Origin of the sequence: Pseudomonas orientalis, assembly GCF_022807995.1 — a bacterium.
Classification (GTDB): Bacteria; Pseudomonadota; Gammaproteobacteria; order Pseudomonadales; family Pseudomonadaceae; genus Aquipseudomonas; species Aquipseudomonas orientalis_B.
Map to the genome: position 1 here is coordinate 4387501 of NZ_CP094351.1, position 15876 is coordinate 4403376.

Annotated in this window: 14 protein-coding genes, 4 tRNA genes and 1 riboswitch; of the genes, 4 read left to right on the plus strand and 14 right to left on the minus strand. The window is 58.9% G+C overall.

The window, feature by feature from the left end:
* Positions 1–41 precede the first annotated feature (41 nt).
* Positions 42–118 (minus strand) — tRNA-Arg (locus tag MRY17_RS19470).
* Positions 119–438: 320 nt separating this feature from the next.
* Between MRY17_RS19470 and MRY17_RS19475 the strand changes: the two genes are divergently transcribed.
* The 3 genes from MRY17_RS19475 (at position 439) to MRY17_RS19485 (ending at position 1566) form a co-directional block, all read left to right on the plus strand.
* Positions 439–666, plus strand: a complete 228-nt coding sequence (locus MRY17_RS19475; protein WP_181285403.1) for a hypothetical protein — start codon at positions 439–441, stop codon at positions 664–666.
* 11 nt (positions 667–677) lie between these two features.
* The gene (locus tag MRY17_RS19480) at positions 678–857 is read left to right on the plus strand and encodes a PA3371 family protein (RefSeq protein WP_181285402.1); all 180 of its coding nucleotides are present in this window, start codon (positions 678–680) and stop codon (positions 855–857) included.
* A 382-nt stretch (positions 858–1239) separates the two neighbouring features.
* On the plus strand, positions 1240–1566 hold the full coding sequence (locus MRY17_RS19485) for an Arc family DNA-binding protein (protein ID WP_003193592.1): 327 nt from the start codon (positions 1240–1242) through the stop codon (positions 1564–1566).
* 95 nt (positions 1567–1661) lie between these two features.
* Here MRY17_RS19485 and mgtE read toward each other — a convergent pair whose 3' ends face one another.
* The 8 genes from mgtE to ltaE form a co-directional block, all read right to left on the minus strand.
* Positions 1662–3104: a magnesium transporter gene (mgtE, locus tag MRY17_RS19490; protein WP_181285401.1), complete on the minus strand. Its 1443-nt coding sequence runs from the start codon at positions 3102–3104 to the stop codon at positions 1662–1664.
* Between the two features lie 348 nt (positions 3105–3452).
* Positions 3453–3529: transfer RNA gene (locus tag MRY17_RS19495), tRNA-Arg, on the minus strand.
* Between the two features lie 73 nt (positions 3530–3602).
* Positions 3603–3679, minus strand: a tRNA-Arg gene (locus tag MRY17_RS19500).
* 108 nt (positions 3680–3787) lie between these two features.
* A tRNA-Ser gene (locus MRY17_RS19505) sits at positions 3788–3878 on the minus strand.
* Between the two features lie 62 nt (positions 3879–3940).
* On the minus strand, positions 3941–4129 hold the full coding sequence (gene csrA, locus MRY17_RS19510; RefSeq protein ID WP_003175645.1) for a carbon storage regulator CsrA: 189 nt from the start codon (positions 4127–4129) through the stop codon (positions 3941–3943).
* Between the two features lie 174 nt (positions 4130–4303).
* On the minus strand, positions 4304–5545 hold the full coding sequence (locus MRY17_RS19515) for an aspartate kinase (RefSeq protein ID WP_057723714.1): 1242 nt from the start codon (positions 5543–5545) through the stop codon (positions 4304–4306).
* A 97-nt stretch (positions 5546–5642) separates the two neighbouring features.
* Positions 5643–8261, minus strand: a complete 2619-nt coding sequence (alaS, locus tag MRY17_RS19520; protein WP_243352716.1) for an alanine--tRNA ligase — start codon at positions 8259–8261, stop codon at positions 5643–5645.
* A gap of 146 nt (positions 8262–8407) precedes the next feature.
* Positions 8408–9412 carry a low-specificity L-threonine aldolase gene (ltaE, locus tag MRY17_RS19525; protein WP_181285027.1) on the minus strand — a complete coding sequence of 335 codons (1005 nt, stop codon included), beginning with the start codon at positions 9410–9412 and terminating at the stop codon, positions 8408–8410.
* Positions 9413–9602: 190 nt separating this feature from the next.
* Positions 9603–9772: riboswitch (FMN riboswitch) on the plus strand.
* A gap of 113 nt (positions 9773–9885) precedes the next feature.
* On the opposite strand from ltaE, the gene MRY17_RS19530 reads away from it, so the two are divergent.
* Positions 9886–10395: a 6,7-dimethyl-8-ribityllumazine synthase gene (locus tag MRY17_RS19530; protein ID WP_057723717.1), complete on the plus strand. Its 510-nt coding sequence runs from the start codon at positions 9886–9888 to the stop codon at positions 10393–10395.
* A gap of 131 nt (positions 10396–10526) precedes the next feature.
* Here the strand turns inward: MRY17_RS19530 and astE are convergent, their stop codons facing one another.
* The 5 genes from astE to astA all read right to left on the minus strand — a co-directional run bounded on the left by astE (position 10527) and on the right by astA (position 15845).
* Complete coding sequence (astE, locus tag MRY17_RS19535; protein ID WP_181285026.1) at positions 10527–11531, minus strand: succinylglutamate desuccinylase; 1005 nt, start codon at positions 11529–11531, stop codon at positions 10527–10529.
* Between the two features lie 11 nt (positions 11532–11542).
* Positions 11543–11830 carry a hypothetical protein gene (locus tag MRY17_RS19540; RefSeq protein WP_003175651.1) on the minus strand — a complete coding sequence of 96 codons (288 nt, stop codon included), beginning with the start codon at positions 11828–11830 and terminating at the stop codon, positions 11543–11545.
* Positions 11831–11856: 26 nt separating this feature from the next.
* Complete coding sequence (astB, locus tag MRY17_RS19545; protein ID WP_181285025.1) at positions 11857–13203, minus strand: N-succinylarginine dihydrolase; 1347 nt, start codon at positions 13201–13203, stop codon at positions 11857–11859.
* A gap of 150 nt (positions 13204–13353) precedes the next feature.
* A complete protein-coding gene (gene astD / locus MRY17_RS19550) occupies positions 13354–14823 on the minus strand; it encodes a succinylglutamate-semialdehyde dehydrogenase (RefSeq protein WP_181285030.1) in 1470 nt (489 codons plus the stop codon).
* Positions 14820–15845 (minus strand): arginine N-succinyltransferase, encoded by a 1026-nt coding sequence (gene astA, locus MRY17_RS19555; RefSeq protein ID WP_181285024.1) that lies wholly within the window; start codon positions 15843–15845, stop codon positions 14820–14822. Before astA ends, astD begins: the two co-directional genes overlap by 4 nt.
* Positions 15846–15876: the final 31 nt, after the last annotated feature.

Sequence of the window (15876 nt, forward strand, 5' to 3'; positions counted from 1 at the left end):
TTGTGTACGGCGAACGCCAATAGAACATACAGCTAAGGAGATGGTGTCCCAGGGCCGGTTCGAACGGCCAACCTTCCCCTTAGGAGGGGGATGCTCTATCCAATTGAGCTACTGGGACAAATCGCGCCATTGAGCCAAAGGCTCAGCGACGGACGGCGTGCATGTTAACGGCCAAGGTAAATTTTGTCATGTCATCCGTTGGTTTTTTGATCGTAGGCGAATCCTGCAATCACGAACGCGGCAAAGCTCTATAGATCAAGGCCGCCTCCGCCATCGTGCAGATTGCACTCCATCAAACTGCCATCATTGCAATTTGCAATGCTCTGCGACCTTAACTGACACGCAAGCCGTTGTTTATATTGAACTAATAGGTTGGCACGAGAGCTGCAATAGATCTTCCACAAAAACCGATTTGACCAAGGCATCCGGAGACGACCCATGAACAGCGCCCTATTGCTCGCTCTCAATACATTGGCACTCGCCGCGCTGGCAACCTTTCATTTCCAGCCTGCCAACGTGCAAGACTCCGCCCAGATCAATCAACCTATCCCCCACCACCTGCAGCAACGCCCGCAATTGGCAGTGATGACTGCAAACGCTCAATCGCCAGTTCGTTTGACCCAAGGCGCCCAGCCTGCACCCCAATCCGAACACTGGGTATTTTGAGAGCGCTACTCATGTCCAAATTCGCATGGCTATTTCTTTGCCTGACGCTCGTGACAGGCCTACTAGGCTTGAGTAACGATATGCAAGAAGGCGCAACCCTTGCACTCATCGCCAGCGCCGTCTTCGGCTGCCTGCTGATCGTGTCGCTTGCAGTCGGTCGTCGTATCAAGTTTGACCCGGTGCTACGCTAGTCCCCTCCCCCTACCTTACGTCGCCCCGCGCTAGTAATTCAGCCAACCGCCACTACCCTTATAATAGATGAGGGCAAAAGGCCATGCTGCATAGGGCGCGCGCTCATCAACTCGATGTCGAACCAGCCTTGTGCGTAGATCGGTGATGACCGATTCACGTTAAAACTTTTCTAACCAGTCCGCAAAAATGCAAATCAGTGCTGGCATAAAGCCTGTAGGCGGTTCAATATTTGTCACAGAATTGACGCCAAGGAAATGTCAAAACTGAGGCATGATGCGGCCTCTTTGCAATTCGGGTTGAACTTTGGTCGTGAGCCTTGTCTTAACACTCATCTTGCGGCCAATTCCAAAAACCGCTCCCCTGAACTAACCGGTTAAATATATGCGCCCATTGAAACAGGCAATTTATTCCAGCCGTACGGCTGACAAGTTCGTCGTACGTCTGCCAGACGGAATGCGGGAACGCATTGCCGAGGTGGCTCGCAATCATCATCGCAGCATGAACTCCGAAATCATCGCTCGCCTGGAACAGAGCCTTATTCAGGAAGGTGCCTTGGGTGAAGAGCTGAGCATGCGTCTGGACAGTCCAGAGCTGTCACTGCACGAACGCGAACTGCTGCAGCGTTTTCGTCAGCTTTCCCACCGCCAGCAAAATGCTCTCGTTTCGCTGATCGCGCACGACGTAGAGGCGGCGGCGGAAGCCAACTGATTTACGCTTGAAAGCCGAAGCCAGCTATATGCTGGCTTTTTTTTGCCTGGGATTTGAGCAAGGGAGCGAGGGCAGATTTGCCCCCGCAGGAAAGGTCAGAGCAGGAAGATTGTGGCCAAGCCCAGGAAGATGAAAAAACCCCCACTGTCAGTCATGGCGGTAATCATCACACTGGCGCCCATGGCAGGGTCGCGCCCCAGCCGCGCCAGGGTCATAGGAATCAAGACCCCCATCAAGGCAGCCAACAGCAAATTGAGGGTCATAGCCGCGGTCATCACCACGCCCAGTGACCAACTGCCATATAGCAGGTAAGCCACCACCCCTATCACTCCACCCCACACCAGGCCATTGATAAGGCCCACCGCCAACTCCTTGCGCAACAGACGCGAAGAATTAGCGGTACTGACCTGATCCAGCGCCATGGCGCGCACGATCATGGTGATCGTCTGATTACCGGAATTGCCGCCGATACCAGCCACTATCGGCATCAAAGCTGCCAAGGCCACCAACTTTTCGATGGAGCCTTCAAACAGCCCGATCACGCGGGACGCGATAAACGCGGTGATCAAATTGACGGCCAGCCAAGCCCAACGGTTGTGCAGCGAACGCCAGACTGATGCAAAAATATCTTCCTCTTCACGCAGACCCGCCATGTTGAGGACTTCAGTTTCACTCTCTTCGCGAATCAGGTCGACGATTTCATCGATTGTCAGACGGCCGATGAGCTTACCGTTCTTGTCGACCACCGGAGCCGAGATCAAGTCGTAACGTTCAAAAGCCTGGGCCGCGTCGTAGGCGTCTTCATCCGGGTGAAAGCTCACGGTATCGCTGGCCATCAGGTCAGCAACTCTCTTCTCCGGATCATTCACCAGCAGGCGTTTGATGGGCAATACGCCCTTGAGGATGCCTTCGTAGTCAACCACAAAGAGCTTGTCGGTATGGCCCGGCAGCTCCTTGAGGCGACGCAGGTAGCGCAGCACCACTTCCAGACTGACATCTTCGCGGATGGTGACCATCTCGAAGTCCATCAGCGCGCCGACCTGGTCTTCATCGTAAGACAGCGCCGAACGCACGCGCTCACGCTGCTGAGTGTCCAATGCCTCCATCAGCTCATGAACAACATCACGCGGTAATTCGGGCGCCAGGTCGGCCAGTTCGTCCGCATCCATCTCCTTGGCCGCAGCCAGGAGCTCATGATCGTCCATATCGGCGATCAGGGTTTCCCGGACCGAATCGGACACTTCGAGAAGAATGTCGCCGTCGCGATCAGCCTTGACCAACTGCCAGAGTGTCAGTCGATCATCCAGCGGCAAGGCTTCGAGAATATAAGCAACGTCGGCGGAGTGCAGGTCATCAAGCTTGCGTTGCAGCTCAACGAGATTTTGCCGGTGGACAAGGTTTTCGACGCGATCGTGGTGCGGACCATCCTGGCGGTGCGTGAGGTCTTCGACAACGCGCTGGCGCTGCAGCAGCTCGATAACTTGAGCCAGACGATCCTGCAGGCTTTCTTGTGTTTTCTTTACTTCTACTTCGGTCATAGGCGAACTCCACTCCCAGCAGCGGGGCGCGCCGGAAGGATCAATCAGTCAATTCATGATTGGTAAAGCGAGGTACTGAGTAACTACTGGGTAAGTCCATGGAGGCAGTCCACAAGCCCCGGCGGGGCTGACCGGCGCATGATACACCGCCTGGCCACTTTTAACGTCAAAAAACTGGAAAGAACAAGCGCTTGCAGGCCAAAGTTGAGTATTGACTGCATCTATGAACTGCGACGACGCAGCCGGAAGGGAAAACACATGGGAAATAGAAAAAGGCGTACGCCAGGATAAAGCCTACACAAACCCCAGACGGCAAAAAGCCCGCACTAGGCGGGCTTTTTGTTTATATGGTGCACTCGACAGGATTCGAACCTGTGACCGCTCGGTTCGTAGCCGAGTACTCTATCCAGCTGAGCTACGAGTGCAGATTGTGCTTTTTATACCAGACCACAACTGGTTGAAGCCAAGTCACCTGCATTGCTACAGCCAACTCTTAAATGGTGCACTCGACAGGATTCGAACCTGTGACCGCTCGGTTCGTAGCCGAGTACTCTATCCAGCTGAGCTACGAGTGCATTTGTTGCCGCGCATTATAGGCCGTTCAATCTCTATGTAAAGCTATTTTTTCGAGTATTTTCAACAACTTACCGAAAAAACCAGATTGCAACGTACTAAGCAAATAATGGCGGAGAACGGGGGATTCGAACCCCCGACACCCTTTTGAGGTGTACTCCCTTAGCAGGGGAGCGCCTTCGGCCACTCGGCCAGCTCTCCGCAACACGGGGCGTATATTAACCACGTTCCTCCCCGTTTGCAAACATAAAAAACGATAAAAATTAAAGGCTTGGTTCTTCGTCCTTCTCTTTCTTGATCCGCAGGTAGATTTCCTCGCGATGGACCGCTACCTCTTTCGGAGCGTTAACCCCTATACGCACTTGATTGCCTTTGACGCCGAGCACGGTCACGGTGATTTCGCCATCACCGATAATCAGGCTTTCTGCGCAACGACGAGTCAGAATCAACATACCATTCACCTCACGCAATTCATTTCAGGAACAACAGTCTGCAAAAAAAAGGCATTCGACCTACAACCAAAAGGCCATAGTCCTACCACCTAAGTATTGTCGAGCCCACGCAAAAGAACATGCGCCCAACAAAAAAATGAAAGGCGCGGTAAGCCGCGCCTTCCTGACATCGCCTCACTCGCCCTGTCGGGCCGGAGCGTCCAGCTCAAAAGCGGTATGCAGCGCGCGTACAGCCAACTCCAGATACTTCTCCTCAATCACCACCGAGACTTTGATTTCCGAGGTAGAGATCATCTGGATATTGATGCTTTCCTTGGCCAGCGCCTCGAACATGCGGCTGGCAACACCCGCATGGGAGCGCATGCCCACGCCCACGATCGATACCTTGGCAATCTTGGTATCGCCGATCACTTCACGGGCACCAATCTCTTTCGCGGTGTTCTGCAGGATACGCTCGGCCGCATCGTACTCGTTGCGGTGCACGGTGAAGGTGAAATCGGTGGTGTTATCGTGCGAAACGTTCTGCACGATCATGTCGACTTCGATGTTTGCGCCGCTGATGGGCCCGAGGATCTTGAAGGCCACACCCGGAGTGTCTGGCACGCCACGGATCGTCAGCTTGGCTTCATCGCGATTGAAAGCGATGCCGGAAATGATCGGCTGTTCCATGGATTCCTCTTCATCAATAGTAATGAGGGTGCCCGGACCCTCTTTGAAGCTGTGCAATACGCGCAGCGGAACGTTGTACTTGCCGGCGAACTCCACCGCGCGGATCTGCAGCACCTTGGAACCGAGGCTGGCCATTTCCAGCATCTCTTCAAAGGTGATCTTGTCCAGGCGCTGAGCCACGGACACGACGCGCGGATCGGTGGTGTAGACGCCATCCACATCGGTATAGATCTGGCATTCGTCAGCCTTGAGAGCCGCAGCCAGTGCCACGCCAGTGGTGTCCGAACCGCCACGCCCGAGGGTAGTGATATTGCCCTGCTCGTCCACGCCCTGGAAACCGGCTACAACCACCACGCGTCCAGCCTTCAGATCGGCACGAATCTTCTGATCGTCGATCTGCAGGATGCGCGCCTTGGTGTGCGCGCTGTCAGTGAGGATGCGCACCTGGCTGCCGGTGTAGGACACCGCTGGTACACCGCGCTTGTTCAACGCCATGGCCAGCAACGCAATGGTCACCTGCTCACCGGTGGACACAATCACATCCAGCTCACGCGGCAGCGGCTGTTGATCACCGCTGATGGCCTTGGCCAGGTCGATCAGGCGATTGGTCTCGCCGCTCATGGCCGACAGCACCACGACCAGGTCGTCGCCAGCATCACGGAACTTCTTAACCTTGTCGGCGACCTGCTCGATTCTTTCGACAGAACCGACCGAGGTGCCTCCGAATTTCTGTACGATCAAAGCCATTTCTAAGCCGCCTCAGCCCGTAAAGGGGCGCCCAATAAACGAATCTTCCAGCAACCGAGCGAGCCCATGACTAGACCATGGGCTCATTAACAGCGCCTTAAATACCTGCTTCGACAAACGGCACGGTCAAGGCCAGGGCCGCATCCAGCGCGCCGGCGTCCACACCACCGCCTTGCGCCATGTCCGGACGACCACCGCCCTTGCCGCCCACTGCCGCAGCGGCTTGCCTCATCAAATCACCGGCTTTGAGTTGGCCAGTCAGGTCCTTGGTTACACCAGCAACCAGCACGACCTTATCCTCATGGACACTGCCGAGCAGGATCACTGCGCGACCGAGCTTGTTCTTCAACTGATCGACCAAGGCCAACAATGCCTTGCCGTCCTGACCGTCCAGGCGCGCCGCGAGAACTTTTACGTCCTTGACCTCCACCGCCGAGGACGACAGGTCGTCGCCCGCCGCACTGGCTGCCTTGGCCTGCAACTGCTCCAGCTGTTTCTCCAGCGCACGGTTGCGCTCAAGAACGGCGGACAGCTTGTCGATCAGGTTTTCGCGGCTGCCCTTGATCAGGCCGGCCGCCTCCTTGAGTTGTTCTTCAGCGGCATTCAGGTAGGCCAGCGCCGCGGCGCCGGTCACCGCTTCGATACGACGCACACCCGAGGCCACACCGCCTTCGCTGATGATTTTCAACAGGCCGATGTCACCGGTGCGGTTGGCGTGGATACCGCCGCACAGCTCTACCGAGAAACTGCCGCCCATGCTCAGTACGCGCACTTGATCGCCGTATTTCTCGCCAAACAGCGCCATGGCGCCTTTGTTCCTGGCGGTCTCGATATCCGTTTCCTCGGTTTCAACCGGGGTATTGTTGCGGATTTCAGCGTTGACAATATCTTCCAGCGCCTTGATCTGCTCAGGCTTGATCGCTTCAAAATGGCTGAAATCGAAACGCAGGCGCTGGCTATCGACCAACGATCCCTTCTGCTGGACATGCTCGCCGAGTACCTGGCGCAACGCAGCGTGCAGCAAGTGAGTGGCCGAGTGATTCAGCGCGGTTGCATGCCGTACTTCGGCATCAACCTGAGTATCGACCGGTGCACCCACGACCAGATTGCCCAGCACCAACACACCATGGTGCAGGAACGCACCACCGGTCTTGGTGGTGTCGCGCACCTCGAAACGACCGGATGTGGAACCCAGGAATCCACAGTCACCGATCTGACCACCCGACTCAGCGTAGAACGGCGTCTGGTCCAGGACCAAGACCGCTTCATCGCCCTCGTTCAGCACATCGACTGACTTGCCGTCTTTATAAATGGCAACAATCTTGGCTGAACCGGCGGTCGCCTTGTAGCCGATGAACTCAGTTGGCACATCAACCTTGACCAAGGTGTTGTAGTCCAGGCCAAACGAGCTGGCCGAACGCGCACGCACACGCTGTGCCTCCATCTCACGCTCGAAACCGGCCTCATCGATGGTCAGCTCGCGCTCACGGGCGATGTCGGCGGTCAGGTCCATCGGGAAACCGTAGGTGTCGTACAGCTTGAACACCACGTCGCCCGGCACCACGGTACCTTTCAGGTCAGCCAGGTCCTGCTCGAGAATTTTCAGGCCGTGCTCCAGGGTCTTGGAGAACTGCTCTTCCTCAGCCTTGAGAACCCGCTCGATGTTGGCTTGTTGCTGCTTGAGTTCCGGGAAGGCGTCGCCCATCTCGGCCACCAGCGCAGCCACGATCTTGTAGAAGAAGCTGCCGTTCGCACCCAATTTGTTACCGTGGCGGCAGGCGCGACGGATAATGCGGCGCAGCACATAGCCACGACCTTCATTGGACGGCAATACGCCATCGGCAATCAGGAAACCGCAGGAACGAATGTGATCCGATACCACCTTGAGCGAAGACTGGCCTTCATTGGCGCAGCCAATGGCCGCAGCCGAGGCGCTCAGCAAGTTGGTAAACAGGTCGATTTCATAGTTGGAATGAACGTGCTGCATGACCGCACTGATCCGCTCCAGCCCCATGCCAGTGTCCACCGACGGCGCCGGCAATGGATGCAACACGCCATCGGCGGTGCGGTTGAACTGCATGAACACGTTGTTCCAGATTTCGATGTAACGGTCGCCGTCTTCATCCGGCGAACCCGGCGGACCACCCCAGATGTCGGCGCCGTGATCGTAGAAGATCTCGGTGCAAGGGCCGCACGGGCCGGTATCGCCCATGGTCCAGAAGTTGTCGGACGCGTAAGGCGCGCCCTTGTTGTCGCCGATGCGGATCATGCGCTCGGCAGGCACGCCGATTTGCTGGGTCCAGATGTCATAGGCTTCGTCGTCCGTCGCATAGACGGTCACCCAGAGCTTTTCCTTGGGCAGCTTGAGCACGCCGGTCAGGAAGGTCCAGGCGAAGGTGATCGCATCTTTCTTGAAATAATCGCCAAAGCTGAAGTTACCCAGCATTTCGAAGAAGGTGTGGTGACGCGCCGTGTAGCCGACGTTTTCCAGGTCGCTGTTCTTGCCGCCGGCGCGTACGCACTTCTGACTGCTGGTGGCGCGGGTATAGGCGCGCTTTTCCTGGCCCAGGAAACAGTCCTTGAACTGGTTCATCCCCGCGTTAGTGAACAGCAGGGTGGGGTCATTGCCTGGGATCAAGGAGCTTGAGGCTACACGGGTGTGGCCTTGCTCTTCGAAGAAGCGAAGGAAGGCTTCACGGATTTCTGCGCTTTTCATTAGGTTCTTCCACGGAGGCTGCGGCCAAAGGCCAGTGCGCAACATCATCAGACGAAGCGACGGCAAAGGGCCGCATTATATCGGCCCTTCGCCGGTGGTACAGCGTGTTTATGTGATAGATACAGTCAATTAGACGGCTTGCACTGTCATTTCTGCGAAAAGGCGACGAATGTCTGCACGACTTGCTCGATCTGTGCCCGGCTGACATCCAGATGCGTGACCATGCGCAGGCGCGGCGCGGTACTCAACTTGATCCCGCGCTCGGCGGCGAAGGATTTCAACGCCTGCGCCTGGTCGCCGATTTGCACATAGACCATGTTGGTCTGCACCGGCTCTACCGTGTAGCCAGCCTTGCGCAGCTCATCCCCCAGCCACTGGGCATTGGCGTGGTCATCGGCCAAACGCTGCACCTGGTGATCCAAGGCATACAGGCCCGCCGCCGCCAGGGAACCGGCCTGGCGCATACCGCCGCCAACCATCTTGCGCAGACGCCGCGCCTTGGCGATCAACGCCGTGGAGCCGCACAGCACCGAACCGACCGGCGCACCGAGGCCCTTGGACAGGCACACCGACACCGAATCGAAATGTGCGGCGATTTCACGCGCATCCACACCCAGCTTGACCGCCGCGTTGTAGAGCCGCGCGCCGTCCAGGTGCAGGGCCAGACCATGTTCACGGGTAAATGCACGCGCCTTGGCAAGGTACGCCAGCGGCAACACCTTGCCTTGCATGGTATTTTCCAGCGCCAGCAAGCGTGTGCGGGCGAAGTGAAAATCATCGGGCTTGATTGCCCCCAACACGTGGTCCAGGTCAAGGGAACCGTCGGGTTGCACCTCCAGCGGCTGCGGCTGGATCGAACCCAGCACGGCCGCCCCGCCCCCTTCGTATTTGTAGGTATGGGCCTGCTGGCCGACGATGTATTCCTCGCCGCGCTCACAGTGGGCCATCAATGCCAGCAGGTTGCTCATGGTGCCGGTGGGCACAAACAGCGCGGCGTCGAAACCCAGGCGCCTGGCGAGCTCGGCCTCCAGTGTGTTGACGCTGGGATCTTCACCGTAGACATCATCACCGCTGACGGCGCGGGCCATCGCGTCGAGCATACCGGGGGTGGGTTGGGTCACGGTGTCGCTGCGCAGGTCGATCAGGGTCATGAAGGGGGCCTCTAACGGAATGGATAAGTCCTTTTGTGAGTGATTACTGCGGGCAAAGCCACGCAATATCAAGTCCCCGCTGCATTCAATCGAATACCAACCAAACAAACCGATATAGCTTATCGATACGGCAACCGTGCAGTTTTTGAAAAACCATGTTAAAAACTCTGCGCCGCCAGGGTTCTGGTGGCAACGTTCTCAGGGCGGGGTGCAATTCCCCACCGGCGGTAATTGCGCGCAATGTGCATAGCCCGCGAGCGCTTGGCGCCTCGAACTGCTCAGGCAGAACGGCGACAAGGTCAGCAGACCCGGTGTGATCCCGGGGCCGACGGTCATAGTCCGGATGAAGAGAGAACGGGATTGGCACCTAAGGGCCGCGCGCTGATCTCATGCCTGCATGAAACAGTGGTGCATACCCTTAAATCCCATTCGATTCATAACGCCCTGTTTTTTTCTTAAACAGGAGTCAGAACATGCAACCCACCGCAATCGACAGCAAAAGCAAAAACCATCACGGCGAGCGTGTCGCGTTTATCCAAGCCTGCTGGCACAAGGATATTGTCGACCAGTCGCGCAAAGGCTTCCTCGCTGAAATGATCGCCCAGGGCTATCAGGAATCGGACATCGATTTCTTCGAAGTCGGCGGCGCTTTTGAGATGCCCCTGCACGCCAAGCTGCTGGCCAAGACCGGCCGTTACGCCGGTATCGTCGCCGCCGCGCTGGTGGTCGATGGCGGGATCTACCGTCACGAATTCGTCGCGCAGTCGGTGGTCAGCGGCCTGATGCAGGTGCAGCTCGAAACCGAAGTGCCGGTGTTCTCGGTATCCCTGACGCCGCACCATTTCCACGGCGGCAGCGAGCACACCACGTTCTTCTATGAGCACTTTGTGCACAAAGGCCAGGAAGCTGCGCGTACCTGCGCCGATACCCTGCACAAGGTACGGGCGATCCGTCGCAGCGAGCCGCGTGCTGTAGCGGTCTAAGCAACACCGCAAAACGAGTGTGGGAGGGGGCTTGCCCCCGATGGCGGTGTGTCAGTCAGCTCATCTGTAGCTCAAACACCGCTATCGGGGGCAAGCCCCCTCCCACATTTGAAGCCAGTCAGGCCTGAGATCTATGCAAGGCCAGCTTCTGTGGTCGGCACGATGAGAATTCCCGCACGCAAGCCATTCTTCACCTTCGGGTTAGGGAAAATAATGCGAGCGCCCTCCTCCTCGATCACCCAACGCGTCTTGGCCACATCTTCGGCCAGCAGATAACCCTTTTCCAATTCCGAAAAGTTCTCCACATCCGCCGGCAAATGCAGCAGGAACGCGTCGCTGTGCTTGATGACTTCGCGTGCAACGGCGAACAGCTTCAGGCCGTCGAGGCTGTCGGACTCAGGCTCGGTGCCTTCGATGATGTGCTTCAGACGCGTCTCCAGCCTGGACACATCCACCCCCTGGTTCTGCCCGAAGGGACGCGCCTTGCCCAACTCCAGCGTGAAGGCCTCGGCGTCGAGTTGTTCATAGGTAAACGCCGTGAAGGTGATAGAGGCCTTGTTCTGCAACAGCACCGCCTCCATGCCGGCGGCGCGCAGGCGCTCCAGCTCACGGCGCGAATGCTGGCGCCCTTCTTTCCACGGATACAGCGCGAACTGCTCGATCTTCGAGCCACGAATCGCGGTATGCAGGTCGTAATGCAGGCGCGAACGGCCCGGCTGGCTGAAAAAACTGCGGGCCAACTGTTCAAGTTCGGCGGCGCGCATGGCTTCGGGGCCGATGTTGCTTTCATGCCGGCCGTTGAACAGCCGGTTGATGTCCAGTTCGAGGTAACGCTCACCGCGGCGCATGGCCTCGGGGTTGCCGAACAGGAACAGAATACGGGTGCGGGGTTTGATCTCCCCACGGGCGATGCCATGCAACAGGCGGTCGAGCAGTTCGATCGGCGCGGTCTCGTTGCCATGGATGCCGGACGACAACAGCAGGTCGCTGCCATTGTCCTCGGCTTGCGGCGGACGCACTTCAAGCGCGCCCTCGCTGAGCCAGCGCATCTGCACGCCGTCGACAGTCAGTTGAATTTTTTGCGCCGGTTCGCGGCCGGCGAGCGTCAGTTCAAGCAATTTGCCGAGGGCGAGCATAAGCAGCTTCCTTAGTGGTTGCAGCCTGGGCCGTGGACGTGATCGTCGTCATCACCTTCGACGTCGGCCGGTTCCATTTCCAGTTGCAAGCTCATCAGGTTGGTGGCCAGTGGGCGCATCAGCAGGTTGGCGTACTCGGCGTCGCCTTCTTCCACATCCACGCCGATCAGCAACTGGCCACGGCCGTCGTGCTGGATCCAGATCTCTTTGCCCTGCCAGACCACGGCAACGCGGGTGCAGGAGGTTTCCAGCTGGGTGCCGTCGGTGTCTTCAAGGATCAGCTTCAGGGTGTCGGTCATAAATAAAAGTTCTCAGCCGTACGGCGTTAATTGATCTGGAAAGGATAAACCGAGCCCAGTTTAAGGATTTGCGTCAGTTCATCCAATGCCGTCCGGCACTCAAGCAACAATTGCGGGTCAGCCAGGTCGGTTTCGCGCAGGCTGTCGCGGTAGTGCTTGTGGACCCACTGGGTCAGCGTGTCGTACAGCGGCGCGGTCATGATAACCCCTGGGTTCACCGCCGCCAGTTCGGTTTCGTTCAACGCTACACGCAAACGCAGGCACGCCGGGCCGCCGCCGTTCTGCATGCTTTGCTTGAGGTCGAATACCTGTACTTCGCGGATCAGCCCGCCGCTGGCCGTGAGGTGTTGCAGGTACCCCCAGACGCGCGGGTTGGCGCGGCATTCTTCCGGCACGATCAGCAGCATCGAGCCGTCGGGACGCGTCAGCAGCTGGCTGTTGAACAAGTAGGACCGCACCGCATCCTCGACACTGACCTGAGCACGCGGCACGCACACGGACTGGAAGCTGCCGCCCAGCTTGCCTAGCTTGCCCTGCAGTTCGGCGAGCATCTGCTCGGTGTTGAGGAACGCGTCCTCGTGGTAGAACAGCACCTCGCCGTTGCCCACGGCGATCACGTCGTTGTGGAACACACCGGCATCGATCACCGCCGGGTTCTGCTGGGCGTAGACCACCCCTTCATCCTTCAGGCCGTGCAGACGTGCAACCGCCTGGGAAGCCTCCAGGGTCTGGCGCGCCGGGTACTTTTGCGGGGCCGGGTAGCGAGCATCGAACGCACTGCGGCCAAACACGAAAAATTCGACGCCAGCTTCACCGTATTCACGACAGAAGCGCGTGTGATTCGCCGCGCCTTCATCGCCAAACTGCGCCACTGCCGGCAACGCCGCGTGGTGGGCGAAGTGCTTCTGCTCGGCGAACATCGCCCCCAGCACGCGGCTGGTGGTCGGGTGTTCGATGCTGCGGTGGTATTTGCAGTTGAGGTTGGCGGCGGTGAAGTGCACGCGGCCATCCGCCGTGTCGGCGCTGGGGCTGACCGTGGCAGCGTTGGCCACCCACATGCTCGACGCCGAGCAGCTCGCCACCAACAAAGGCATGGCCTGCCTGGCCGCCTGCTCGATGACCTGAGCGTCGGTGCCGCCGAAACCGAGGTTGCGCAGGGCGGCCACATCCGGACGCTCCTGGGGTGCGAGCACGCCTTGTACGAAGCCCATGTCCATCAGCGCTTTCATTTTTTGCAGCCCCTGCAACGCCGCTTCCCTGGGGTTGGAATGCTGCTGGCTGTTGCTCTGGGACGCGACGTTGCCGAAGGACAAACCGCCGTAGTTATGGGTCGGCCCCACTAGACCGTCAAAATTGACTTCACAGGATTTCATCGGCGACGCTCCACGAACATCTGTTTTTATAGGCAATCTTCAACACACCACAGATTCAGTGTGGGAGGGGGCTTGCCCCCGATAGCAGTCTGTCAGTTGATAAATCAGGTGACTGATACACCGCCATCGGGGGCAAGCCCCCTCCCACATTCAAATAAGCGTAATGCCAGGTGTTAGCGTGGCTGGAACCACCAAATTCGGGGTCTCCAGCGACGCCACCGGGTACGCGCAATAATCGGCCGCATAATACGCACTGGCGCGATGATTGCCCGAAGCCCCTACCCCACCAAACGGCGCAGTACTGGCGGCGCCGGTCAGCTGTTTGTTCCAGTTGACGATGCCGGCGCGGCTTTCCAGCCAGAACTGCTGGTAACGCACCTCGGAATCCGACAGCAAGCCTGCGGCCAGGCCGTACTGGGTGTTGTTGGCCTCGGCAATTGCCGCGGCGAAATCAGCGTAGCGAATCACCTGCAACAGCGGGCCGAACAGCTCTTCGTCTTCGCGCTCGGTCACCGCCGTCACGTCGATGATGCCCGGGGTCAGCAAGGCAGCCTGGTCCCGGGGTTGGGTCATTTCCAGCAGCGCCACGGCGCCGTTGGCCAGCATCCGTTCCTGGGCGTCCATCAGCGCTTTAGCGGCTGCCAGGGAAATCACCGAGCCCATGAACGGCGCCGGTTGTTGATCGAATGCGCCCACGTCAATAGCCGCGCTGACCGCCACCAGACGTGCCAGCAACGCATCGCCCCAGGCGCCTTCCGGCACCAGCAAACGACGGGCGCAGGTGCAGCGCTGGCCGGCGGAGATAAACGCCGACTGGATGATGGTGTACACCGCCGCATCCACGTCGGCCACTTCGTCCACCACCAGCGGGTTGTTGCCGCCCATTTCCAGGGCCAGGATTTTGTCCGGACGCCCGGAGAACTGCTGATGCAGGTGGTTGCCGGTGCGGCTGGAACCGGTGAAGAACAAACCGTCGATGCCTGGGTTGGCCGCCAGCGCGATACCGGTTTCCCGCGCACCTTGCAGCAGGTTCAATACGCCCGCCGGCAAACCCGCTTCGATCCAGCACTGCACGGTCAGCTCGGCAACTTTCGGCGTCAGCTCGCTCGGTTTGAACAGCACGGTGTTACCCGCCAGCAGCGCCGGGACGATATGCCCGTTCGGCAAGTGGCCGGGAAAGTTGTAGGGGCCAAATACTGCCACCACACCGTGCGGCTTGTGGCGCAGCACAGCGGTAGCGTCGCCCAGGGGGCCGCTCTTCTCGCCGGTACGCTCGCGATAACTTTGCACCGAGATCGCGATCTTGTTGGCCATGCTCGTGACTTCAGTGGCCGATTCCCAGAGCGGCTTGCCGGTTTCCTCACCAATGCAGCGGGCGATTTCATCGGCGCGGCTTTTCAGGGTAGCAGCGAAGGTCTCGAGCACGACGATACGCTCTTCCAACGAACGACGAGCCCAGTCCGGAAAGGCCTGACGCGCCGCCTGCACGGCGGACTCGACCTGCTCGGCCGTCGCGCCATTGCCGCTCCACAGCACTTGCTGGGTCACCGGGTTACGCGACTCGAACAATTCACCCTGGCCGGCCAGCCAGCTACCTGCGATGTACAACGAATTCATTATTTCGACTCCCGAGCAGCAGACAACGCAACAGCGCGCACTTGATCACCGACCACCAACTGCAGGCGCCTGGCGGTCTGAGGGTCGACCACCAGGGTACCTGCGGCCAGACGGGCCGGCGCTGCGGTGATGCGGCAGTCTTCGCGCTTGCGGTTATGGATCAGGAACGGCGTGGCGTCGTCCCCCGGCGTGCCGATCGCCAGCACCAGCGACTGGCTGTCGCGCACCGCACGAATCTTGCTGGTTTCACACTCCACCGCCGGGCCCGCGTCGAAAATATCCACATAGCCCTGGTAGCTGAAGCCTTCGCTCTTGAGCATGCTCAGCGCCGGCTCGGTGTCCGGATGCACCTTGCCGATCACGTTGCGCGCGTCTTCGGAGAGAAAGCAGCTGTACAGCGGAAATTTGGGCATCAGCTCGGCGATAAACGCCTTGTTGCCGACACCGGTGAGGTAATCGGCCTGGCTGAACTCCATCTTGAAAAAGTGTCGGCCCAGACTTTCCCAGAACGGCGAGCGCCCCGCTTCGTTAGACACGCCGCGCATCTCGGCAATGATCTTGTTGCCGAACAGCTGCGGGAACTCCGCGATAAACAGCATGCGCGCTTTGGCCAGCATGCGGCCGTTAAGGCCGTTTCGGTAATCGGCGTGCAAAAACAACGAGCACAGCTCGGAATTGCCGGTGAGGTCGTTGGCCAGGAACAACGTCGGAATTTCGCGGTAGATATTCAGTTCCTGGGAGGCGCTGACCGTCAGCCCGACCCGGAAGTTGTACCACGGCTCGCGCAGGCCGACCGCGCCGGCAATCGCCGAAATCCCCACCACCCGGCCTTCGTCGTTTTCCAGCACGAACAGGTAGTCGGCATCCCCGCGCCCGGCTTCGCCGCGAAAGGTTTTCTCGGCCCAGCCCACGCGATGGGTCAGGCGCTCTTCATTGGCCGGCAAAGTGGTCAGGCCGGTGCCGGTGCTGCGCGCCAGATCAATCAGGGCCGGTAAATCGCTGCTGCGTACGGGACGAACGATCATGCTATCTCCTCGAACGGGCCGCTGCTTTTGC

Excerpts from the sequence above, each read along its gene's own strand:
- MRY17_RS19475 (WP_181285403.1), top strand. The coding sequence starts at position 439 with ATGAACAGCGCCCTATTGCTCGCTCTCAATACATTGGCACTCGCCGCG.
- MRY17_RS19480 (WP_181285402.1), top strand. The coding sequence starts at position 678 with ATGTCCAAATTCGCATGGCTATTTCTTTGCCTGACGCTCGTGACAGGC.
- MRY17_RS19485 (WP_003193592.1), top strand. The coding sequence starts at position 1,240 with ATGCGCCCATTGAAACAGGCAATTTATTCCAGCCGTACGGCTGACAAG.
- mgtE (WP_181285401.1), bottom strand. The coding sequence starts at position 3,104 with ATGACCGAAGTAGAAGTAAAGAAAACACAAGAAAGCCTGCAGGATCGT.
- csrA (WP_003175645.1), bottom strand. The coding sequence starts at position 4,129 with ATGTTGATTCTGACTCGTCGTTGCGCAGAAAGCCTGATTATCGGTGAT.
- MRY17_RS19515 (WP_057723714.1), bottom strand. The coding sequence starts at position 5,545 with ATGGCTTTGATCGTACAGAAATTCGGAGGCACCTCGGTCGGTTCTGTC.
- alaS (WP_243352716.1), bottom strand. The coding sequence starts at position 8,261 with ATGAAAAGCGCAGAAATCCGTGAAGCCTTCCTTCGCTTCTTCGAAGAG.
- ltaE (WP_181285027.1), bottom strand. The coding sequence starts at position 9,412 with ATGACCCTGATCGACCTGCGCAGCGACACCGTGACCCAACCCACCCCC.
- MRY17_RS19530 (WP_057723717.1), top strand. The coding sequence starts at position 9,886 with ATGCAACCCACCGCAATCGACAGCAAAAGCAAAAACCATCACGGCGAG.
- astE (WP_181285026.1), bottom strand. The coding sequence starts at position 11,531 with ATGCTCGCCCTCGGCAAATTGCTTGAACTGACGCTCGCCGGCCGCGAA.
- MRY17_RS19540 (WP_003175651.1), bottom strand. The coding sequence starts at position 11,830 with ATGACCGACACCCTGAAGCTGATCCTTGAAGACACCGACGGCACCCAG.
- astB (WP_181285025.1), bottom strand. The coding sequence starts at position 13,203 with ATGAAATCCTGTGAAGTCAATTTTGACGGTCTAGTGGGGCCGACCCAT.
- astA (WP_181285024.1), bottom strand. The coding sequence starts at position 15,845 with ATGATCGTTCGTCCCGTACGCAGCAGCGATTTACCGGCCCTGATTGAT.